Origin of the sequence: Shewanella sp. SM74 (assembly GCF_025653725.1) — a bacterium.
In the GTDB taxonomy this organism is placed as follows: domain Bacteria; phylum Pseudomonadota; class Gammaproteobacteria; order Enterobacterales; family Shewanellaceae; genus Shewanella; species Shewanella oncorhynchi.
The window spans coordinates 69384-92672 of the sequence record NZ_JAKKRZ010000003.1 but is presented as its reverse complement, the minus strand read 5'-3'; the positions used below and the strand labels follow the sequence as shown (position 1 = coordinate 92672).

Sequence of the window (23289 nt, the reverse complement as noted above, 5' to 3'; positions counted from 1 at the left end):
AAACATGAAAGATACAAGAAATGTAGCAGCAGTCGCTGCAAGTAAAGATGATGCAGTATTACAATGGGTTACCTTTAAGTTGGACCATGAAACTTATGGTATCAACGTAATGCAAGTGCAGGAAGTGCTGCGTTATACTGAAATTGCTCCTGTACCTGGTGCCCCCTATTATGTACTAGGGATCATTAACTTACGTGGTAATGTCGTCACTGTAATTGATACCCGCTCACGTTTTGGATTGCAGTCTGCTGAAGTTGATGATTCAACCCGAATCGTTATCATCGAAGCTGAAAAGCAGGTCATTGGTATCTTAGTTGATAGTGTTGCAGAAGTGGTTTATTTGCGTCGCTCTGAAATTGACAATGCGCCTAATGTTGGAACGGAAGAGAGTGCTAAGTTTATTCAAGGCGTGAGCAATCGCGACAATGAATTACTTATCTTAGTTGATCTCGACAAATTATTGTCCGATGAAGAATGGGCTGAGTTGACTCAGATCTAATCAATGAGTGTGATAAGGCTGAATGATTAGAATTCATTCAGCCATTTTGTTTATTTGCGAATAAATCGATGATGTTGAGTATTTATGATTTATGGATAGACGAAGTCTTTTTATTATAGCTTGAACAATGGCCAATGATATTGGTGACGTTAAGTGAGCACTTTGGAATAGATAACTCAATTGTAAGCCAGCTCCTAATCTATGGCTTTGAGTGAGTATAAGGATTTTTGATGGGCGATGAATTTTTGATCGCAGCGTTAGTCTATGTCATCGCATGCTTAGGGTTAGTACTCTTTTTACAAAAGCAATTGAGTAAATTAAGAAGCAAAGTTGATGCATTGACTGTGTTAGTTAAAGAGGGCGATCGGCAGCGAGAGTCTTTTAAACGTGAATTGCAAGAATTACGCAGTGGCACAATCGGTGTAGGCCGTCGTGTTATTGAATTAGAAAAACGCATACTGCAACAGTCTGAACGGATTGAAGAGACGACTCAACAGGATCCACAGGCAAAACTTTATACTCGAGCCATGAAGATGGTCGCGCTTGGTGCTGGCGTCGACGAATTGATTAAGGAATGCGAATTACCTAAAGCTGAAGCCGAGCTGTTGATCCGTCTGCATCGTAAGTAATCGCTAGACAATTGAACACTAAAAGCTAATTTTTCTGAATTAGCTTTTTTATTTTATGCTTTCTCGACAATTTTTTTATGCATATTATTCCATTGCTCAGGAAATTTACCGTCGAGCATATACACAAATGCAATCAGTTCGGCGATAAGCAGGTAAAGCTCCTTGGGAATTTCCTCTCCTAACTCTAGCAATTGCAAAAAATGGCTCAGATGGGGATCTTGATGGATATAAACGCCGTTAGCCTTAGCTAAGGCAATAATTTCTTCTGCGATAAGCCCTTCACCAGTCGCGACTATTTTAGGAGCGTTACGGCCATCGTAGCTCAGTGCGACAGCTTGTTTAGGTTCACTCTCTTCGCTCATATCGTTATTTCCAATGTTTTGTATAATGAACTCAATATTAGTGTTGGAACATTGTCACTCATTAAGCTTTTGTCTTTACGAGGAAATGATCACCAGGTAATAAGGTTGCTGGTACTTGCGCTATTTGAGTTGATAGTTCACCAGGCGTAAAACCCAGTTGTGATAGTTTTTGGCTTAAGGGCGTTAAAAAGTTATTAACCTTATTAAGTAGTATCTGACTATTGCCTTTAAACTGGATATCTAATTGTTGATTGTGGTTTTGGGCTGAAATCAGCAGAGGTCCTTGTGCTAGATTAAACTTCAGTTGTAAACGCCATCCAATTTTTTTATCTGGGTCATCAGGATCGGCTTCTTGCTCAAATTTCCCTTCCAGTTGCTCCTGTCGTTGGTTAATGCCATAGGGCAGGGCGAAGAACCACACCAAATTGCCAGCGCTCTCATTACTTGCCTGTTGGTATAAATGCAGGTTAGAGGCTAATAGTCCCATGCTATCAAGGCCTCCTGCTTTGCTCAGTTGCCCAAGAAGTTTAGTGGAGAAGCCCACTTTAGCTTGTAACTGTTCAAGGTAGTCGGCAAGTTTTTTGCTCACGGAATTCGAATTGTTATTGGCTTTAAAGCCAAGTAGCAGCTGAAAAAGTGAGGTAATTGCACTCCCATTCATGAGCATTGAGGCTTGATTTGATTGAGGAGTAGCAAGATTTACACTCGCTAGACCGAGAATATTGGCTTTGAGTTCATCGATATCATTTAATTGGCTCAGTGGTGGTAGCCCTAAATGCGGTAGGTGTTTCAATAACTCAGATGCTAAATTCGAGCTGCTATTAGAACGAGATAACTCAATAGGAAGTGCCCCCGCTTTATTGAACGCTTTTTGTAAGACATCGGCCACTTTTATTGAAGTGTCAGTCTTAGCATCATTGCCTTGTTGTTCATTCTTTTGGCTACTTGATCCTAAAATATTATTAAGTTTGTTTATGTCTGTAGGACTCACTCTTAGGATTTCTTGTGACGTTTTTGAGCCTTGAGGTAACCCGTTTTTGCTATTTACGTTTTCACCCATTTGTGATGTCGGTGATTGACCCACAAGCCGATTTTCAAGGGCTGAGTTTTGAGTGCTGATCTGACCTAGGTCTTTAGTTGTTGACGTTATGACTTGCGCGTTAGAGATATTCTGTGAGCCTGTCGCAGTGGGCGCTGATGGAACATCTACTTTACTTTGAAGCTGCATTATATCGACTTTGGCTGTGACCATTTGTTTTGTGGGCTCAGGCAGAAAGTTGATATTTTCGAGTTTTTTTAGAAAGGAGGCAATGATCTGGGCTGGTTCAATTTTCGCGATCACAAGATCAGAAGATGGTTTATTTGTGGGAACCTGAGTTTCATTTACTGGCGCCCCAATTATGATTTCGAGTTTGCTCTGTATTGGGGTGAGTAATAAAATAGGGTGCCCTTGTTGAAAGGCTATTTTCGCGATGAATTCACCTTGATTCAGCTGGGGTCCAGGATCTTGTGCTACAACGGTACCATTAGCAAATTGAAGCTCCTTGTTAACTATAGTGACGTTGGGTAATGGATAGCCCTGTGTGCGAGCCGCGAGCGTTGAAAGCTGCGTCTGAGATATGCCATTTTGTTGCGCCAGATTGATCACTGCCTCAGGGATTTTCAGTACGAGAGGTGTAGCTAACGCAAGCAGTTGGCTAGTGGAGTTTTGCACTATCGTAGTTGGAGTTGAGCTGTTTTGCGCATTGGGCGTGACTAAAAAGCTATTAGCAGTCAACAATATTTGCCGTTGTTGAGCATTAACTAGCTTTAAATTATATTCTGTACCGTTTAGAATAATACTATCTCCCTCAGGTGATGTTTGTACCTGAGCTGGAATGGGGCGTGGAGTAGCATTGAGGGCATCAGTGTTAGCCATCGCAGTGTGTAACTGCGAATTTTGACTGCTGACAAGTGGAATCGACTCCATTTAATGACCTTATATAGTTTATCCTGCGATACATTCGTTTAGTAAAATTAACAATTGACCAATTTTTTTTGCCAAGTATGCTTATGCGCCTTGTGACAAAGGAACTGTCATACTGGATAGTATGCCACTAAGACGAATTATCTTTATATCGTCATTTTTGTATTGTCACTTTAGCGAAAATTTGATGTCTAAACAGTACATTTATATTAAGAGAGCGATATGAAGTTAAAATGGATGGGATTATCTTTGGGGTTAATGCTGTTGCCTAAAGTGCAATCGGCTGAAGTATCCCTACCAGATACCATTCAGCAGGAAACACCTGCTAAGGTACAAATTACCTATGATGATCCCCGCGATCCGTTCGAAGGCTTTAACCGAGCTATGTGGGACTTCAATTATCTCTACCTAGATAGATATTTATATCGTCCTGTAGCCCATGGTTATAACGATTATATTCCTACGCCTGCTAAAACAGGTATCAATAACTTTGTGCAGAATTTAGAGGAACCTAGCAGCTTAGTAAACAATGTGCTGCAGGGTAAGTGGGGCTGGGCAGCTAATGCTGGTGGACGCTTTACAATCAATTCTACTGTCGGCTTATTAGGTGTCATTGATGTCGCTGACATGATGGGTATGAGCCGCAAGCAAGATGAGTTTAATGAAGTGCTGGGTTATTATGGGGTGCCTAATGGACCTTACTTCATGGCGCCATTTGCGGGTCCTTATGTTGTGCGAGAACTCGCGTCTGATTGGGTTGATGGTCTATACTTTCCATTGTCTGAGTTAACAATGTGGCAATCCATTGTTAAATGGGGACTTAAAAACCTTCATTCTAGAGCATCAGCAATCGATCAAGAGCGACTTGTTGATAATGCACTCGATCCCTATGCCTTTGTCAAAGATGCATATTTACAGCACATGGACTATAAAGTCTATGATGGTAATGTCCCTCAAAAGCAAGATGATGATGAGTTGCTCGATCAGTATATGCAGGAGCTTGAGTAACCCTATTGGCCGTACTTGACAGCATTTGTCTTTAGTCATCAAATGCTAGCCTTGTTAAATTTTGTTATTGGCATATTCACTTGAGTAATGGCTATGCGATGAACTTTATTCGGGAACCTTTATGGCGTTAAATGGTGTTGCGGTTCTTTTAGTTGAAGATGACCCCGTGTTTAGACAGATTGTTGCAAGCTTTCTCGATAGCAGAGGCGCGCAAGTCACACAAGCCTGTGATGGTGAACAAGGATTGTCAGTTTTTAAATCGCAGCGCTTCGATATTGTTCTTGCAGACTTGAGTATGCCTAAGCTCGGTGGGCTCGATATGCTTAAGGAAATGACAAGGTTAGCACCTTTAGTGCCTTCTATTGTGATCTCGGGTAATAATGTCATGGCTGACGTCGTAGAAGCCTTACGCATTGGCGCCAGTGATTATCTCGTTAAGCCAGTATCTGATTTATTTATTATTGAACAAGCCATTAAACAAAGCCTTCATAGTTCCTACATTGATGATACTCAAGCCGCAGATTTTGACGCGCTATCCCACCAAGAATTAAGTGATAATCTAGCATTGCTTGAGCAAAGTGTTGCTGCTGCAAAACAAGTTCAGCAACAACTCTTTCCCGCTTCAAATATTAGTTATCCGGCAGCCAAGGTTGACTATAGCCTTTATAAAAATAGCGATATAAGCAGTTATTTCATAGATTCAACTATGGTAGGTAGTGATTACCTGATTATGTACATGGCCCATTTGTATCCTGAGGATAATCGAGCCGCGTTTGCCTGCGTTCTGCTTAGAAGTTTTGTTAATCAGAAGCTTAAAGATTTTAGGAATGGTCAGAGTCAAAGTATTATTGAACCCTTTAACATGATGAGCTATTTGAACGAGCGTTTAGTGAAATCTGGTCTCGATATCAAAGCAGATATGATTTACGTTGCTATTGAGCTAACTAAGTACCGTGCTGCTATTGCACAGGCGGGTAAGGGGCTGCGTTGTTATCTGCGTAATGACGAGGGATTAAGCCCGTTAGCACTGCCTGAGAGTCTTCAGCTTGGCGTGTTAGATTGGGGTAAACCGAGCATTCAGTTCCGCAGTATTTTACCGCAAGAACAGTTATGTATTGCGACAAGTGAGCCTGAGCATAAACAAGCTTTACTTGATAACAAGTTTAAGGGCTTAGTCTATGATGCAACGCTACCCGCAGGTGGTTTTCTACAGTTAAGCCTTTAGTTTTTTTAGACGCTTTGGCAAAATTGAGTATCGAATAGCTGACTTAACAAAAACGCCTTACTCTTGCGAGTAAGGCGTTTTGTTTTAACAGTAAAAAACAGTCGAACAGGATTATTAACGTTTTATCGCTTCATGTTCAGCCGTCACTGCAATTTCACTTTCTAAGGCTTCGGCTTCAGTATGATGCTTGGTTTCTGCGCCATGCATCCAATCGACTAATTTGTCAGCCATAAAATACAGGATCACGCCAGACAGAGCCGCTGTAATCGCGATACCGGCAAAAATTGACATAGCATTAGCAAGTTGTTCCTCTTTGCCACCACCGTGACCAATCAAAGAGCCTACGACCCCAGCAACCTTGTTTGCCATCGCAATAAACAGGAACCAAGCGCCCATCATCAAAGAGGCAATACGCAGTGGTGCTAGCTTAGTTACCATAGATAAGCCAATAGGTGACAAACATAATTCACCCATAGTATGGAAGAAATAAGCACCCACTAACCACCACATGCTTGATTTAGCTGTAGGATCGCTACCCATCTCAACCACAGCGCCAATCATGAACAAGAAGCCAATCGCCAATAAGAACAAACCTAAGGCAAATTTTACTGGCGAGTTAGGTTCATTTTTACCTAAACGGATCCAGATAGAAGCAATTACAGGGGCAAATAACACAATAAAAATAGCGTTTAGCGATTGGAAATAAGTCGTGGGCACTTCCCAAGTACCTATGTAACGGTCTGTAAACTCATTGGTAAATAAGTTCATTAACCCGCCCGCTTGTTCAAAGCCCGCCCAGAAAATAATCGTGAACAAACCCAGCACCATAATTACCTTGAGACGATCACGCTCAATTTTAGTAAATGGTTCTTTACGGGTATTGCCTAGCTTAGCCTGGCGTTCACGTTCAAGCTTGGCCGCTGGCACGGTGCCAATATTACCTAACAGTTTTTGAGCAAATAAAAATTGAATCACCAGCGACAGCAGCATACCAATACCAGCACAGAAGAAACCTGCCTGCCAGTTATTAACAAAAACCTCTTGGCCATTAACCATTTCAGTGTGGCCAAAGCTAGTATAAGCCCAAGCAACAATAAAGCCGGATAATGCCGCACCTAAATTGATTCCCATATAGAAAATAGTAAATGCACCATCGCGACGGTGATCACCTTCCTCGTAGAGATCGCCCACCATAGTGGAAATGTTCGGCTTAAACAAACCATTACCCAGAATGAGTGTACCTAGACCGATATAAAAAATGGTCGTCTCAATACCAGGAAACCAAGCATGAGGCGCAGCTAGCGTAAATTGGCCTGCCGCCATTAACGCGCCACCAAAATAAATGGCTTTGCGCTGTCCCAGAAAATTATCAGCTAACCAACCACCAATCAGCGGCGTTAAATACACTAACGCAGTAAAAGTACCATACAAGGATAAAGCGTCAGCTTGGCTAAATCCTAAGCCGCCACCGCCTTGTTTACCCACCTGATCAACTAAATACAGTACCAAAATGGCACGCATTGCATAATAACTAAATCGTTCCCAAAGTTCTGTTGTAAACAGCAGGAACAATCCCTTGGGATGCCCAAGCATCGTTCCTTGTGGTTTTGCTACGCTCATGAAGTCTTCCACCTTAAGCTCGTGATTGCCTGTGGGCCCCTGAAACAGGATGATGTCACCACAGAAAAATGGTTGTTGCTCGTCCCAATATCGCCTGCAGGTTTAATCAACCATTAATTCCTGCTATAGCATTCATTAATTGTTGATTAACCGCTAGTTACGTATGGGTTATTGTTACGTTCTTATAATAAAAGTAATGTATTTAGCGGTAAAATGAGTATTTTCGCTAAAATCCCACCTTATATACCCCTTAAAAGCAACCAAAGTCAATTTTGGTAAGCTAAGTGGTGACATTATCAGCTGTTAAGTATTATCGCTATTATATCGCCGTGGCTTTTCATCAGTAACTTGTTGACCCTATTATGTAACGATCAGTTTTGATTCTAATAAATACAACTGAAACTCATAAAGTCTCTGACAATAGTAAATAACTTGTTATCAGTATCTTCAAGAATGAGTGGAATGCTTAGTATTTACTGACGGCGAGTTTTCACTACAATTGGGCCGTACTCAGTAAGGCAATCTTGCTGTTGATTCCAGTTAGCTGTGTGGTTTTCCTCCAAGCGTTCACTGATGCGCATTATAAGGATTGAATGTCATGGAGTTCGACGGCTTTTGGATACAAAACTGACCTTTGGCCGACAAGCTGTTTCAGCAAGAGCATAACATCGTTGATATAATTTTTATTGCCTCTGCAGCATGGATCCTCCATTCTCGAGAAGTATGGCCGAGTTTTTCGATAGCGCGTCCCTAGTAATTAGCGCTGTAGTAGTCTTCCATCAGAACGAACGCTCTAAGGGCCTGGAGGTTAATTTACGGTTTAAAAATGGTGTTTTCAGGGTTAAAGGCCGCGACTTGGAAGACATTTTTACTAAATCAATGTAGATGAGTTAATAGTTTATATCGGTCACCTCAAGTCAGATTTTTTGCACCTAAGTCATGGCCTATTTCGATGCCAAGACTGGTGTGTTTATCTTTGCAGTCAAGAAAGGTGTAAGGTATTGTTTTGTAATGGCAATATCTAATTTTTCATATGCGTTACAACATTAAACATGTTGGTTCGCTTTTTCAGGAGCACAACATCATTCTTATATATGTTTTTTGTGACTAAAATATTTTGTCAAGCTTATGTTTTTTTGTGTAAATTCTATGTTGGCTTGAGTCCTGCTCTATACTCCCTTCCACATGCATTAGGTATTTACATATTTAGGCATAGGCGTATCTTGTGCGATGAACATGTAGTCGAAGTCAGTTAATTCAGTTAGAATTCCGGCTCAAAAAGCGGTTACACTTGCGAACTGATTTATTTTTCGAGGAGTGTAGTTTTGTTCAGCAGTGAAAAGGATTTTATCCGGCTGTAGAATGATCATTTATTGCACACTAATGTGTATATCTATTTGAATTGCATAGTTTTACTTTTTGTGTTTTGGTATGTTACCTGGCAATTAGTATTAAAATAGAAAATTTGTACATAAATACATAAATCAATGGAGATATCGGGTGTTACAACACGTCAAAAAATTCATCATATTAGGCATTAGTTTCGCCATATTGATTGGGGGGCAGGTACACGCAGCTACTCCATCTCCACAAATGATTGAACAATTCAAGAAATTACCTAAATCAGAACAAACACGTTTAGCTTCCCAATATGGCATAGATCCATCAATGCTGAGCAGTTTGAATGACAAGACGAATGCTAAATCAAGTTTAACAAACCCAACATTAGTCAATCCCAGAATTGATAAGAATTTAGAAGACTTTGATTCTGAGGAGAAAAGTGCAATTACACTTGAGGTTGAAAAGTACCTCAAAGAGAAAAAAGAATTTAAAGACAAAGAGTTGAAGAGGTTTGGTTATGACCTCTTTAATGGTGAGCCGACTACTTTTGCACCTGTGACAGACATTCCTGTTTCGAGTGATTATATTGTCGGACCAGGTGATACCGTGAAAGTGCAGTTATATGGAAAAGAGAATAAGCAACTTGACCTGTTAGTTGATCGCGACGGTAGTATTCGATTCCCTGAATTAGGGCCTGTTTCTGTATCTGGACTAACTTTTAGTGAATTGCGGGAGTCTTTATCATTAGTCATTAAGCAGCAAATGATTGGTGTAGAAGCGAATATCACTATGGGGGATTTGCGCTCCATCAGAATTTTTGTTGCCGGAGACGCATATAAGCCTGGTTCATATACTGTCTCAAGTTTATCAACTATTACCCAAGCCTTGTTTGTGGCTGGCGGCCTTAATGAAATTGGTTCACTCCGTAATGTACAACTGAAACGCAGCGGTAAATTGATTGGTACCTTAGATCTATATGACTTATTGATGAGGGGTGATGCGTCTGGTGATCTTCGCCTGCAATCTGGTGATGTTGTTTTTATTCCAGCAGTAGGCGGATTGGTTACTGTTGATGGTGAAGTTCGTCGCCCAGCAATTTATGAAGTAAAAAATAATGAAACGATGGCCGATGTCATCACTATGGCAGCAGGCCTGAAGGCTGGTGCTTATCCCAAAGCAAGCTCTGTTGAACGTTATAATCGTGAAGGATTGAAATCATTTTTAAATGTTGATTTAACAACAGATAAAGGTAGAAACGTTCTCGTTTCGCCTGGAGACATTATTAATGTTAAAGGTGTTTCTAGTCAGTTTGAAAGTGCTATCACAGTTGTGGGAGCTGTTGTTCGTCCTGGTAAATATCAGTGGTATGAAGGTCAACGTGTCAGCGATTTATTACCTTCTCTCTGGGGTGATCTGTTAGTCTCAGCCGATCTAGACTACGCAATTATATTAAGGGAGATAAATAAGTATGGCGATGTTGAGGTCCATCAATTTGCGCCTAGTCAAGCTATCGTTAATCACTCTGTTACTGACGATTTACTGCTTGAACCTCGTGATAGGATTATAGTGTTTAATTTTAGTGATGATGATCAAAATCGTTACGAGTTGAATAAGTTAGTAAAAGCTCGAGTAAGTACCTTGAATGAGCTTAGTGATGAGAATTTCCTGACAAGTGACATTTTTAAGCAAGGTTTTTCTGAGTTAACAGCTTCGAGTTCCAAAAAGAGTGCTTTTGATAATAAGCAAGAATTAGCTGGTGTTGTTATCAATAAAACGAATAAGGAAGAGCAGCAGCAAGTAGCAACAATTAGCCAAGAAGTGAGTAAGATGTTGGCAAATTTGTTTGATGATCCTGCCTTGATTAAATTAAGTCATGTCATGACTCGTCAGGAGCTACTTTATCCTGTGATCCGTATGCTCACGATTCAAAGTCGAAATGGCAGTGAAGCACAGATAGTCTCAGTTAATGGGCAAGTTCGTTACCCTTCTGTATATCCATTAGCCGTCAATGGTGATGTTCGAGATCTAGTCGCTGCAGGTGGTGGTTTAAAAGAAGGCGCATACTTAGTCAGAGCCGAGTTAACGCGAACGCTTAATGATAACAATGGCTCAATTGTCTCACATCAGAATATTGAATTATCTAGAGCTTTGAGTCATGACGCTTCTGACAATATGCAGCTGAAGAGCCGTGATATCCTCACAGTGATGACCATTCCTGATTGGCAAGAGCATCAGTCGGTAGAAATACGTGGAGAAGTTAAATTTCCTGGTACATATAATATACGTCGTGGCGAAACTTTAGAGGCTGTCATTGAACGAGCCGGTGGATTCACTGATTATGCATACTTACCCTCAGCAGTGTTTGTGCGTGAGTCAGTGCGAAAACAGGAACAGCTAGAAATCCAGAAGTTAGCAGACCAACTCAGAAGAGAAATTGCAACTCGTGGTGTATCGAAAGATGGGAACGTTATCAATTACTCTGATGCACAGTTGATGTTAGATGATTTGCAAAACATCAGAGCAGTCGGACGCCTTGTTGTTGATCTATCCGCTATATCTGTAGGTATAAAGCAAGCTGATTTACAATTAGAGAATCAGGATATTTTGTATATACCTTCTACTCAGCAGACAATTGCAGTAATGGGAGAGGTGCAAAATGCCGCCACACACAGATTTAAGCCTGGTTTAACAATTGAGCAGTACGTATCTATGTCAGGTGGCACACGTAAACGTGCCGATGATGATAGAATGTACGTTGTGAAAGCAAATGGTGCAGTAATGTTACCTACAAATTCATTCTGGTTTAGTAATGAAGATAAGCTACAGCCTGGCGATACAATTATCGTCCCATTAGATACTGAGTATAAAGATAATTTAACTTTATGGAGCCAGATTACTCAGATCATTTATAACACTGCTGTAGCAGTAGCGACTATTGGTAATTTATAACTGCGTATCTCATTGTTTATGTTTATGAGTGTGGGGGTAACTTCCCACACTTTTTGTTAGGATGATTAGTCATGGATTACATGATACCCCTTATTTCGGCTTTTATAGTTTCATTTGTAGCGATAAGCTGTGTTAGACCAATTGCCATTAAGGCTGGATTAGTTGATTCGCCTAATGCGCGAAAACAACATGTTGGTCAAGTACCTTTGATCGGTGGTTTGGCTATTTATCTAGCTGTTTTAACTACTAGCATGCTATTTATTCCTCATAGCCATGTTTTAAATATTTATCTATTAGCTTCATCAATGATGTTGTTTATAGGCATTCTAGACGACAGGTATGATCTTGCTGTAAGTTATCGCCTTGTTGCTCAAATGTTAGTTGCGGCAATGATGATTTTTGGGGCAGAGTATTACATCAAAGATTTTGGGAATCTGTTTGGTTTTGGAGTTATATCATTAGGTGTTGTTGGTGTTTTTATAACAACAGTTGCTGTTATTGGTGCAATTAACGCATTTAACATGGTTGATGGTATTGATGGATTAGCGGGTTCACTGAGTGTTATTACTTTCTCTGCACTTTTTTTATTACTTTATCTTGCTGGTAGTCATTGGTGTCTCTTGCCTCTGCTATTTATTGCAGCCTTGCTAGCCTATTTAATGTTTAATCTTGGTTGGCCATCCAAATTGCTTAGTAAAGTCTTTATGGGGGATGCAGGTAGTATGCTAATTGGTTTTACAATAGTGTGGCTGCTTGTTGTAAGTGTTGATGCTTCAATCAAAGCTTTTAGACCTGTAACGGCTCTTTACTTGATTGCAATTCCTTTAATGGATATGGTCGCTATTATGTATCGCAGAGTTAAGAAGGGCGAATCGCCTTTTAAACCAGACCGTGACCATTTGCACCATATTTTTATGCGTGCAGGTTTCAGCTCTAATCAGTCGCTTATCATTATCAGTTCTTGTGCGATATTAATTGCAGGGCTAGGCATATTAGGTGAGTTCTTTGTGCTTCCTGAAGTGTTTATGTTTTTGTTTTTTATTAGTATTTTTTTCGTTTACAGTTACGTCATTCAACATGTGTGGTTAATTTTATCTTGGTATAGAAACGTCACCGGAAAGGCTTAATTAGTTTTTAAAGTATGGTTTGAGAGGTTTTTGTATGTGTTTTACTCGCAAAGTTAATTTGTTATCGAAAAAAAACGGTTTTACACTCATTGAACTGTTAATTGTTATCGTTATTTTAGGCTTGCTTATGTCTCTAGTTGCACCTGCGATGTTTTCAAAAGTGGGTTCAAGTAAAACAAAGGCTGCAGCTGTTCAGATGGAGATGATGGCAACAGCTTTGGATACTTACAGATTAGATATAGGTAATTACCCATCTGCACTTAGTGAGTTGAGATCATCGACTAACCCCAAATGGGATGGTCCATATTTACCTAAAGATGTTCCCATGGACCCTTGGGGCAATCCGTATATTTATGCTGTACCAGGCGAACAAGGTTTACCCTTTACTCTAAAATCCTATGGTAAAAATGGTGTTGTGGGTGGTACTGACGAAGATCAAGACGTTATTTATCAATGATGAACGTTAATAATATACTGCAACAAGTATTGCATGTATCTCTGTCTGATATGGAAAAAGCCACCACATTTCAGCGTAAGTATGGTGGTCGTTTAGAGCATATATTAGTCAATATTGGCGCGCTTTCAGAGGATGCTCTTCCTACTTATTATGCAAAAATTCTTGATACTCAAATTATATCGGATGAAATTTTTAATGGACTTGACATTAATACATTGCGACAAATTGAGCATAATCAGTACTTAGCTCCTTATCACTGGTTTGTTATTGAACAACCAACAGATTTTTCCTTTCCTCATATTGTTGTCGCCAGTGACCCTTTTTCACCTGAAGCAAACCAATATATAGGACAAAAAAATCTCAATATTTCTTTATTGATTGCTACAGAAGCACAACTTCAGAGGCTCAAGCTACAGTTTGAGCAAACAGATACTGTCAATGTCTCCACTAATGAAGAACTTACTGATTTAGAAGAAGACCGTTTACGTGAGTTGGCCGGTGAAGCACCAACAGTTAATATGCTCAACTCTTTGATTTCTCGAGCCCTTAAAGCTAGAGCATCTGATATGCACTTAGAGCCTATAGGCAATCGATATCGTGTTCGCTTTAGAATTGATGGTGTTTTGCAGGAGGCTGATTGGATCCCACCACGAATGAGATTACCAATTGCTTCCCGTTTAAAGATTTTGTCTGGAATGGATATTGCTGAAAAGCGGCGTCCACAGGATGGCAAAATTGGAATGAAGATTGCCAATGAAGACTTAGATATTCGGGTTTCAGCGCTTCCGCTCCATGACGGTGAAAGTATTGTCATGCGTTTTTTAAGGCAGGATGCGATTAATTACAGTATGGAAGTACTGGGTCTTTCTGCGGATATTGAGCGTTCAATTCGTGAAGATATTAAGAAAACGGCTGGTGTTATCTTGCTTACTGGCCCAACTGGTTCAGGTAAAACGACGAGTCTTTATACTTTCTTAAACGCAATCAATAGTGAAAGTGTCAAAATTATTACCTTAGAAGATCCTGTTGAATATCAAATTGAAGGGATAAACCAGGTGCAAGTTCAAGCCAATATTGGATTTGACTTCGCCGCGGGTTTACGCAGTATCGTGCGTCAAGATCCTGATGTAATTATGCTCGGTGAGATCCGAGATAAAGAAACCGCTCAAATTGCGATGCAATCTGCACTGACGGGACACTTAGTATTTTCAACAGTACATACGAATGATGCTCCGAGTGCTTATACCCGATTACTGGATCTCGGTGCTGAAGAATACCTACTTAACGCTGCAATTGTCTCTATTGTGGCTCAACGTCTTGTGCGAAAACTTTGTGAGCATTGTTCACAACCTGATCCGTTGCAGTCAGAAAAAATAAGTCAGTATCAGTTAACAACCTTAGCTGATACTTATGGTTATGATATCAATTTGCAAAAGTCGATAGGCTGTGAGCATTGTGCTCATACGGGGTATCGTGGACGTGTCGCAATTGTGGAGTATTTACGTTGTGATGAAGCGATAAAAGCTTTACCAAAAGATGAGAATTTTCCAATAAATGCGTGGAAACTAAATCAAGCTCGTGGTGGTCGAACTTTACTGCAAGATGGGTTAGTCAAAGCTATTTTAGGGCAAACAACCATTGATGAAGTGATTAGAGTGGCTGGTTGATGGTTATTTTTGAATACAAAGCATATGACTCAAGTGGTGCGGTTGTAAATAGCAGCATAGAGAGTGTTGATCTGGATACAGCTAAAAGTGCTCTTGTACAGCAAGGGCTACATTTAGTCTCGATAAAGATGAAACCAAGTACTCGCAATGGTAATTTGTTTACATCTGACAAATTAACATTAGATGAGTTAGAGTTTATAACCTCAGAATTATCTTTATTGCTGCGAAGTGGGGTTAAGATAGATCGTAGTTTGCATATTTTAAGCAAGGGGAAATCTAATTCACCATCGGGTAAGTTACTGTCAGAACTTTCTTTAGCGGTTAAAAGAGGAGAGTCGCTTGCCGATGCGTTATCTCACCATCCACACTTTGATTCTCTTTATGTCAATTTAGTTAAAATGGGCGAAGCAAGTGGGGAGCTAAGTAGTGTCTTTGCAGGGTTAGCTCGTGATCTCACTTTTAGAAAAGAGTTAAAGGCTAAAATCGTTCAGGCACTAACTTATCCATCTGTTATTCTTGCAGTTTGTATTTTGGCTATTGTATTTGTTTTTAATTTTATTGTTCCACAAATGGGTGGGCTATTCGATGGTAATGACAATTTACCTCTTTATACCCAGTTTTTGCTCAATGCCAGTGAATGGATGCGAAACTATCAGTGGTGGCTTTTAGCTGCGATTATATTGTCCGGAATTGGGATAAAATACGCCTTACAAAAAGGATTAATCAACGATTGGTTAGATGATACTTTGGTTAAGTTGCCAATATTTAAGTCTGCTATTTATCAGATAGAGCGTATTCGTTTTAACACCAGTATGGCGTTAATGCTTGATGCTGGTGTAAAGCTGGATAAAGCTATCGAGCTAGCGGCAGGCACCGTTAAGAATAGCGCTATTCGCCAAGGATTACATGCTGCAAAATCAAAAATTAAACGGGGTATAAGCCTCACTGAAGCCTTAAGCGTTAGTGTTATTTATCCTGATTTTTATGTTTCTTTACTTGAAGTGGGTGAAGAAAGTGGTCAGCTGAGCCCTGTGTTTGAAGAGATTGCTAGCCGTAGTCGTAATGATTTTGGAGCTTGGACTACTAAAATTACCAGTCTTCTTGAACCGTTGATGATTCTTGTTATGGGAGGCATTGTTGGCTCTGTCGTCGTTGTCATGCTACTTAGTATCATGTCTGTCAATGACGGTTTTTAGGTGACAGATGTGAAACGCATGCAGCAAGGAGTTACTCTAATCGAGTTACTGGTGGTTATTGTAATGCTTGGCATCGCAATAGCACTTGTTGGGCCATTAACGATATCGCAAGTTGATAAATTTAAAGCAAAAAACGAAGAGTTGTTATTAAAGCGTTGGTTAAAACAAGCGAGTTCAGATGCGTTCAAAATAGAAACATCAAAGAGTTATCTTTTAGATGGAAAAATAATCTACGAAGCCAATACGTTAAATCCTGAATCACCTGAGTTAGATAAGTTTGATATAGATAAGTTTGATATAGATAAAAAAGTCGTACTTGAGTTTAACGAATTGTTTTTTTTACCTACGACATTGCATTTCAATCCAAACGGATATGCTTCTGCTAAACGTCTAACTTATACTGTTCGCGGTCAGTCTAACACGCTCAATATTGATGAATTATTAACTGGTCGTCATGAAAACTAACCGTCAAACTGGCTTTACGCTAATCGAAGTGCTTATTGCTGCGACGATTCTATTCGCTGTTATTGGCGTAGTCAGTCAAACTTATCGTTCTGCTATTATCTCAAGTGAAAAAGCGACTCGTTCTGTCGCCTTGTTGGGAATAACTCCTTTACTATTAGATACTATTCAATTTCGTTTAAAGCAAGCTGATGTTGATAAGGTTATTACTGATGAAGGGGTAATTGATGGTTTTCAATTTGATTGGACTGCTAAAGTAATCAAAGCTGCCTCCCCTGCGCAGAGATTCAGTCCAGAAGATGGTGATCTTATCACCTACGACAAAAAGTTTTTCCTATGGGGTGTGATACTGACGGTTAAGCAGGGTGATTATAGCCAAACTTTTGAGTTTGAGAGTCTTGCATGGGGCTCTCAATGAGGAATGCTAAAGGTTTTACGTTAATCGAAGTGCTGATAGCTATGCTCCTGCTGAGTATTGTTATGTTCATTGGTAGTTTAAGTTTTTCCGTATTTAGTCAGCGTTGGCAAAAAGATATGGGCGATTTTACTCAACAAGCTGAGCAAGCAAAAAAGCTGTTTTTATTGCAACGTACCCTCCAAGGAATATCAAATTATTTTGTTTTAGACCCTAAAAAAGAACCTGTGTACTTTTTTTTGGGGAGTTCAACCCATTTAGTATTCGTGACAAATCGTCCGATATTTGCATCTGAAGGTCAGGCATTAGTGCGTTTGACAGTTTTACCATTAGAGGGAGGTCAACAGCAGTTAGTTTATCAGGAGACTGATTTTATGGAGACACCTTTATATAATTTAGAACATTTACCAGAACCAAAGCAATCGTTGATACTTTTAACTGCTGAAAATATCCGATTTAATTACTTTGGTTGGGCGACTATGTTAGATAAAGCGTCATTTTATGAGGGTGAAGGGACTCAACCTATTTGGCAAGATGAGTACCTTGCCCAAAAAACGGCTACATTGCCCTATGCAATCAACCTTAGTTGGGGAAAGAATGAGCCGATAATTTTTCCATTAGCTAATGATAATGGATTCCAGCTATTGTTTACTAATGAGAAGCGTATCGGTGCTTAATCTGTCTAATCAAAAAGGTATAGCTTTAATTCAGGTGTTATTATTGAGTGCCATTCTCGCAATGATGGCGTTACAGTTTACTTTGTCCAGTCGTCAGCAGGTGCTGCAAGCCAATGCATTTAAAGATAAAATTGCTGCAGAGGTTGAGCTTCGTACGTTAGAGAGCCGAGTCTTAATGGCGCTTTTATCATTGCCGTTGTACGGGCCATACATGGACTTACAAAAAGACGATCCTATTGGTAAAGTATGGAATTTCTACGGAAAACCCTTCGCAGTAGGCGATAATGCTGAGATCAGTATTCAAGATATTAATGGTTTGATTTCAGTCTACGGTTATGGTGTTTCGAATAGTCAGCCACTAAAGCGGTTACTTCTTGATTTAGGAAAAAGTGAATCAGAGGCAAAAGTCATTATCGAAAACTTGGCCTATTGGCAAGGTCATGGGAGTAGCTTTGGTAAAACTTTATCTAACAAAGTAGTGCGTAATAATTATTTTGTTAGTAAAACTGACCTTAAACATATTGATGGGATTGACGAGAAGTTATATCAACAATTAGTGCCATTGATAACAACATTACAAGTTACATCTTTTAATCCACTTGTTGCCCCTTTATCAGTAATGAAAACGGCTATGCCAGCAAAGATGGCCTTTGAATTTAATGGCTTGCGGGAGCGAGGAGCCGCATTAATGAAGCGTTATATTGAATTAAATCCAGACTACGATGACGATGTGATTAGCTTATCTGTAGGTGACCGATTTGAAGTGCATTTGAAGACTAAAAAGAACGGTGCGGTAGCGAAGCGTAGTGTAATCTGGTACATTCGCCCGCTAGAGCGTATCCCTGTCTCATGGCAGCAATAACGTACTCAAATGAATTAAGTTGTTTATAAAAAGAATGAGAAATGCATAGAGTAAAAGCTAAAGTTGTAGAGTACATATACCGACTGTTTTTTGGGCAAGTCGTCTACGTTGGCAAGCATTTGTACGCTATTCGTCTAGATTCAAAACGGCAGAATTTCCTTGCTTCAGCACAGTGGCAGAAATGCCAGCAATCTACGGCTAAAATTGCCGTTTTGAGTCGTGCTTGCTACCGTGAGCAACTGGTGTGGTATCCGATCATTAAAAAAGCGGACGTCATAAATTTAGTGCGTCTTCAGTTAGCGAGCGCCGACTGCGTAGTGTTATATGTCATTGGTGATGTCGTCAATGGCAAAACCCCCGTGACTTATTATTATCTAGATAATATACCTGCTGATATCCAACCTTGGCTTTTTTTGCCAGAAACCTTGTTATTAGCTCAGCAGCTAAATCAGGGAGAGTTTATTAGTTATCCTAGTGTTGATGATTCACGGACACTGTTTGTCGCAAAGGCTATCGGCGGTGTGGTCTCTGCTTTTAAGGGCGGAATGATACAGTCATCACTGCAATTTGCACTATCGCAGGGACTGACCATAACGCAAGATAGAGACCTTGCAGGTCATGAAATGCGCGCTTTGTTATTAGCGCAGCTACGCCAATTTTATCAGTTACCGCTTGCCGGTCTGGTTAATCGTCACAGCTTTGATTCGCAAATTAACTTAAGAAAGTTGGCTTCTTTAGCTCTACCAGCGGTGTTAGTGGTGACATTATATTTAGTGGTGACTGAAAAAGTTGCTAGCATAATGGTAGATTCCAATACCAGTCAGTTAGCGCTGGCGAGAGCAGAGGCTAATAACATCTTAAAACAACGCCAAGATATTCTTGATAAAAGTGAGCGTTTCCAGTTATTGGGTAAATACCTACCAGAAAATGGTCAACTATTACAATTATGGCAGGTGCTCGCTCCTCTTTATAAAATAGGTGTTGCTTTTCAAACGATTCAGACAACTCAAGGTAAAGTAGTGCTCCGGATTGAAACTGACTCCGCATCACAGGTGCTTGGCCTATTAATTTCTCAGCCAGGAGTGACTCAGGCGCAATTTGATAGTGCTGTGCGTCGTCAGGGTAATCTTGATGAAGCGACGATCAGTTTTTTCCTTCAACCTAGTGAGGTGAACTAGCATGGAGTCGCTGATTAAGTACCAAAAATTACTCTTGCTCTTAGGTGTTTTAATACTCGCTAAATTTGTTTGGGTACCATTATGGGAGTCAAAACAAGCATATTGGCAACAATACACTCAGGGGCAATATAATCTTGCCAAAATGCAAGCTTTAATCACCTTGTCTGCTCCCATGGCCGAACGAAGTGCAGAAATAGCACAAGTTCAAAGTGAACTAGAGGCGCTAATTCCACAGTCTGATGACTTAACTAGCTACAAGTTAACGGCTCAGAGCGAGCTTGAGGCCTTATTTAAGCGCCACGCTTTACCCTTAACCAGCACGTCTTGGCGCGATGGTATAGGCGAGCAAGATATTCATGTGCTGCTATTAGACTTACGTTTTAAAGGCAAGCTTAAGAGTTATTTGTCATTGCTACAGGAATTTGAACAGAATAAAGCCTTTATGAATTTGACGGTTGTTAGCGATCAACTGATTATTCGCGGCCAGAACGCCGACAGTTTAGGTCTAGTTGACGGCACTGTGTCCTTGCAGTTAGCTGTAAAGGTATTGCCATTAGGGGAGGTTAAATGATCTCTTCATTAAAAGCGCATTTTACCCCACGATTTGTACTATTTGTGATGGGGGTAAGTTTACTGCTTGCTGGACTCGATGTCGTGATTAATCGCAGTAATGGGACTTTGGTTGAATCTGACCTACTACCGACATTACCTGCTTCTACTATGCGCGCGAATACAGATCCTAGTCATTCTAGCTTACTAACTGATTATGCTTCTTATGATAAAGAAAAAGCTGCTGAAGTTGAGGTTACGGATAGTATAACTCCCACCGAAATTGGTATGAGTGATTCGGACCAGGCGCTGCAGCAGGGGTTAATCTCTAAACTTTATATTGGAGATAAAATCTATCGTCTCGATGCACTGGTTAAGCGTCAGCAGGTTTCAGCTGTGCTTAAGGTGACTCAGGTTAGTGCAACCGATGCTAATGGTGAGATAGTGACATTGCAGTTGGGGGATAATTTAGGGCCCTATTCTGTGGTAGCACTAAATCATAAACGTCTAGAACTGTCAGTTGGTGAGCGTCGTCTCTGGTTAGCATTATTTACCCCGCAGAAGATTAATACTGAAGCGACTCCATGATAAGACAATAATGTAATGCAGAACCTGAATAGGGTTCGAATGTGTAAAATAGGATAGCCGTGTAAAAATAAAAGCCGCAGAGCCTTTATTACAACCCAGCTAGCGTTTTCAATATATGTGAACTAGTCCACTTTGCGATTCAGAGTAGGTAAGTGTAACCATGACAAATGAGCGAGACATGCGCAATTTTTATACCCACTATCTTCGTCCGTCGAGCGCTGCGCTCGGAGTCTCCATTTTACTGTCGGGGTGCGCCAATTGGCCGGTACAAGAAAGGCAACCTAAAAAAGTTGAGGTGTCTTACCTAGAGCAACCGCTCTCTGATAGCACAGTAAACAATGCCTCTGGTGCAGAGGCCGGGGAAAAAAATGGCGTTACGCTTAAAGAAGGTACTTTTACTAAGGTTCCTTCGTTAGCCAAAGAAAATCAAGGCTTTACCAACGACATCGCAATTGCAGATTTGTTTAGCACTAAGCCTTCGTTAACCATCGCGGCCGATAACATGGCCTTGATTGATTTTTTACATTACAGTTTTGGTGATCTGTTAAAGGCAAGTTATATCTTAGGCGAAGGTCTAGACAGTGATTCGAGTAAGGTCAGTTTAAATATTCAAGACGATATTAGCCCGCAAAAGTTGTACACGCTGACAGAACAGTTGTTATTGGCTCGTAGTATTGGTATTAAGCGTCAAAATGAGCTGTTATATATTTACAAAATCACCAAAGACAGTACTGACTTAACGGCGGTAGGCTATGGTCGCACCGCAGATACAGTGCCTAATGCCATCAATGTTCAGCAAATAGTGCCCTTACGCTATTTGATGAACAGTAATGCGATGAAAACCATTCGCGATATTACCAATGTCAAAACTACAGCGGATGTATCCCAAGGGGTATTATTTTTATCCGGTGAACGTCAACAAGTTGTCCGCGCCTTAGAGTTACTCGACCTCCTCGATGCGCCCGGTAGCCGCAGCCGTAATATCGGTTTTTTGACTTTGACCTATATTGATGCCGAAAGCTTTATTACTTCAGTGACCGAAATATTAAAGAATGAAGGCATAATGACTGGCGACCAAAGTCAGGATAATAGGGTGTCTTTTGTACCCATTAATCAACTAGGTGCCGTCGCAGTATTTGCCAGCGAGGCAGATTTTGTAACTAGGGTACAATATTGGGCTACTCAATTAGATAAGCCAAGTAAAGGGAAAGACTTACAGTACTTTGTTTATTCGCCGCAATTTGCCCGTGCCTCAGATTTAGGTCAAAGCGTGTCGGCCTTAATCAGTGGCCGTTCAGCTGGGTTGCAACAAGCGGAAAAAGCCTCTGAAGATAAAGCTGCTACCATAGAGAACCGCAGCGCCAATACCAGCGGCGTTAGTAATGCCAGTAATGATAAGATGAACATGGTGGTGGATGAGCGCTCTAATAGCCTAATCTTCTATACATCGGGTGCCGAGTATCAGGCTATGTTGCCTCTGGTGGCTCGTCTAGATGTTATGCCTAAACAAGTCATGCTCGAAGTGGCTATTGCTGAAGTTACCATGACAGATGAATTTAAGTTTGGTGTGGATGTCGCTTTTAGCTCAGGGAACTTCAGTTTTAGCAATGCTTTTGGTGGCGCGGGAATTGGTGGCTCCGTATTAAAGTGGGCCAGTGGCGGCAGCACTATTGATGCCCAAGCCTTTGAGAGCAATAAGTGGGTCAATGTATTGTCAAAACCTACCTTGCTGGTCCGCGACGGTGTAGCTGCCAGCATTCAAGTAGGTACTGACATCCCTGTCGTAGGTAAAACCACCACTGACCCGACAACCGGTACCTCACGTTCAATTGAATATCGTAAAACCGGTATTAGCGTTAAAGTCACTCCGACCATTAATGCCCAAGGTGTAGTCATCATGACCATAGACCAAACCAACAGTAATACGGTAGATGCTGGTTCTGATGTTGAAGGCAATCCGCAAATTTTCGAGCGCAGTCTCAGCACTGAAGTGGTGGCCGAAAGTGGCCAAACGGTGATTATGGGCGGCTTAATTAGTGAGAATAATAACGACAACAGTTCAGGCTTGCCTGGGCTACGTAGTCTGCCTTTTATTGGCCCTTTATTTGGTAATACTACTAACACTAAGATTAAAACAGAATTGGTGATTATGGTGACCCCAAAAGTCATTAGTCGCAGTGACGAATGGGACGATATCAAGACTAAGTTGCGTCAAGGCTTAGAGTATATTGAGCTACCCCAGTAATTACCCTCAAATGTTATTATTTGAAATTAACAAATAACATAGGTATCAAATGGATACCTTGACATTAAGGCCCCTTGTGGGCCTTTTTTATTTTTAGGGCATATAGAGTTCGTCAAAATTTTTTTTTGGCTGATTTTGGCCAGTTTGAGCTTTGGGAAGGGGGTACATGGGTTAATAAATGTTGAAATTATCAGCTGCTTTTCCCTAGATTAGCGATAAAGTTAGCATTTTGAGTGGCTTTTTAGCCATATACGCAATATACAGTTG

The 23289-nt window shown here is 40.6% G+C and carries 20 protein-coding genes and 1 pseudogene; 17 read left to right on the top strand and 4 right to left on the bottom strand.

Features of this window, described 5'->3' with window-relative positions; all coding sequences use genetic code 11:
* The first annotated feature begins 4 nt into the window (after positions 1 to 4).
* Entirely contained in the window at positions 5 to 499 is a 495-nt protein-coding gene (locus tag L5M49_RS04290; protein WP_006082380.1) for a chemotaxis protein CheW, read from the top strand.
* Positions 500 to 729: 230 nt separating this feature from the next.
* A complete protein-coding gene (locus L5M49_RS04285) occupies positions 730 to 1128 on the top strand; it encodes a DUF2802 domain-containing protein (RefSeq protein ID WP_173243810.1) in 399 nt (132 codons plus the stop codon).
* 53 nt (positions 1129 to 1181) lie between these two features.
* Here the strand turns inward: L5M49_RS04285 and L5M49_RS04280 are convergent, their stop codons facing one another.
* Complete coding sequence (locus tag L5M49_RS04280) at positions 1182 to 1490, bottom strand: EscU/YscU/HrcU family type III secretion system export apparatus switch protein (protein WP_028761167.1); 309 nt, start codon at positions 1488 to 1490, stop codon at positions 1182 to 1184.
* A 61-nt stretch (positions 1491 to 1551) separates the two neighbouring features.
* Positions 1552 to 3459, bottom strand: a complete 1908-nt coding sequence (locus L5M49_RS04275) for a hypothetical protein (protein ID WP_263265523.1) — start codon at positions 3457 to 3459, stop codon at positions 1552 to 1554.
* A gap of 219 nt (positions 3460 to 3678) precedes the next feature.
* Here L5M49_RS04275 and L5M49_RS04270 point away from each other — a divergent pair, with 219 nt between their 5' ends.
* Positions 3679 to 4464 carry a VacJ family lipoprotein gene (locus L5M49_RS04270; protein WP_219233968.1) on the top strand — a complete coding sequence of 262 codons (786 nt, stop codon included), beginning with the start codon at positions 3679 to 3681 and terminating at the stop codon, positions 4462 to 4464.
* A gap of 121 nt (positions 4465 to 4585) precedes the next feature.
* Positions 4586 to 5689 carry a response regulator gene (locus L5M49_RS04265; protein WP_263265522.1) on the top strand — a complete coding sequence of 368 codons (1104 nt, stop codon included), beginning with the start codon at positions 4586 to 4588 and terminating at the stop codon, positions 5687 to 5689.
* 114 nt (positions 5690 to 5803) lie between these two features.
* Here the strand turns inward: L5M49_RS04265 and L5M49_RS04260 are convergent, their stop codons facing one another.
* Complete coding sequence (locus tag L5M49_RS04260; RefSeq protein WP_263265521.1) at positions 5804 to 7309, bottom strand: peptide MFS transporter; 1506 nt, start codon at positions 7307 to 7309, stop codon at positions 5804 to 5806.
* A 381-nt stretch (positions 7310 to 7690) separates the two neighbouring features.
* Positions 7691 to 8182 (bottom strand): annotated as a pseudogene (locus tag L5M49_RS04255) (IS110 family transposase); the annotation flags it as partial.
* 627 nt (positions 8183 to 8809) lie between these two features.
* Here L5M49_RS04255 and L5M49_RS04250 point away from each other — a divergent pair.
* The 13 genes from L5M49_RS04250 to L5M49_RS04190 all read left to right on the top strand — a co-directional run bounded on the left by L5M49_RS04250 (position 8810) and on the right by L5M49_RS04190 (position 23022).
* Positions 8810 to 11599: an SLBB domain-containing protein gene (locus L5M49_RS04250; protein ID WP_263265520.1), complete on the top strand. Its 2790-nt coding sequence runs from the start codon at positions 8810 to 8812 to the stop codon at positions 11597 to 11599.
* Positions 11600 to 11670: 71 nt separating this feature from the next.
* Positions 11671 to 12726, top strand: a complete 1056-nt coding sequence (gene wecA, locus L5M49_RS04245) for a UDP-N-acetylglucosamine--undecaprenyl-phosphate N-acetylglucosaminephosphotransferase (RefSeq protein WP_263207718.1) — start codon at positions 11671 to 11673, stop codon at positions 12724 to 12726.
* 34 nt (positions 12727 to 12760) lie between these two features.
* Positions 12761 to 13183, top strand: coding sequence for a type II secretion system major pseudopilin GspG (gspG, locus tag L5M49_RS04240; protein ID WP_263207716.1), 423 nt, complete (start codon positions 12761 to 12763; stop codon positions 13181 to 13183).
* Positions 13183 to 14850: a GspE/PulE family protein gene (locus L5M49_RS04235; protein WP_263265619.1), complete on the top strand. Its 1668-nt coding sequence runs from the start codon at positions 13183 to 13185 to the stop codon at positions 14848 to 14850. The genes gspG and L5M49_RS04235 overlap by 1 nt, the downstream gene beginning before the upstream one ends.
* Complete coding sequence (locus L5M49_RS04230; protein ID WP_263265519.1) at positions 14850 to 16046, top strand: type II secretion system F family protein; 1197 nt, start codon at positions 14850 to 14852, stop codon at positions 16044 to 16046. The genes L5M49_RS04235 and L5M49_RS04230 overlap by 1 nt, the downstream gene beginning before the upstream one ends.
* Positions 16047 to 16064: 18 nt before the next feature.
* A complete protein-coding gene (locus L5M49_RS04225) occupies positions 16065 to 16511 on the top strand; it encodes a type II secretion system protein (protein WP_263265618.1) in 447 nt (148 codons plus the stop codon).
* Entirely contained in the window at positions 16501 to 16926 is a 426-nt protein-coding gene (locus L5M49_RS04220; protein ID WP_263265518.1) for a prepilin-type N-terminal cleavage/methylation domain-containing protein, read from the top strand. The genes L5M49_RS04225 and L5M49_RS04220 overlap by 11 nt, the downstream gene beginning before the upstream one ends.
* Positions 16923 to 17600 (top strand): type II secretion system protein J, encoded by a 678-nt coding sequence (locus L5M49_RS04215; RefSeq protein WP_263265517.1) that lies wholly within the window; start codon positions 16923 to 16925, stop codon positions 17598 to 17600. Before L5M49_RS04220 ends, L5M49_RS04215 begins: the two co-directional genes overlap by 4 nt.
* Positions 17593 to 18462, top strand: a complete 870-nt coding sequence (locus L5M49_RS04210; protein ID WP_263265516.1) for a type II secretion system protein GspK — start codon at positions 17593 to 17595, stop codon at positions 18460 to 18462. Before L5M49_RS04215 ends, L5M49_RS04210 begins: the two co-directional genes overlap by 8 nt.
* 41 nt (positions 18463 to 18503) lie before the next feature.
* A complete protein-coding gene (locus tag L5M49_RS04205; protein ID WP_263265515.1) occupies positions 18504 to 19640 on the top strand; it encodes a hypothetical protein in 1137 nt (378 codons plus the stop codon).
* A gap of 1 nt (position 19641) precedes the next feature.
* Positions 19642 to 20211 (top strand): hypothetical protein, encoded by a 570-nt coding sequence (locus L5M49_RS04200; protein ID WP_263265514.1) that lies wholly within the window; start codon positions 19642 to 19644, stop codon positions 20209 to 20211.
* Complete coding sequence (locus L5M49_RS04195; RefSeq protein ID WP_263265513.1) at positions 20208 to 20777, top strand: hypothetical protein; 570 nt, start codon at positions 20208 to 20210, stop codon at positions 20775 to 20777. The genes L5M49_RS04200 and L5M49_RS04195 overlap by 4 nt, the downstream gene beginning before the upstream one ends.
* Positions 20778 to 20955: 178 nt before the next feature.
* Positions 20956 to 23022 (top strand): secretin N-terminal domain-containing protein, encoded by a 2067-nt coding sequence (locus L5M49_RS04190; RefSeq protein ID WP_263265512.1) that lies wholly within the window; start codon positions 20956 to 20958, stop codon positions 23020 to 23022.
* The last annotated feature ends 267 nt before the right edge of the window (positions 23023 to 23289 follow it).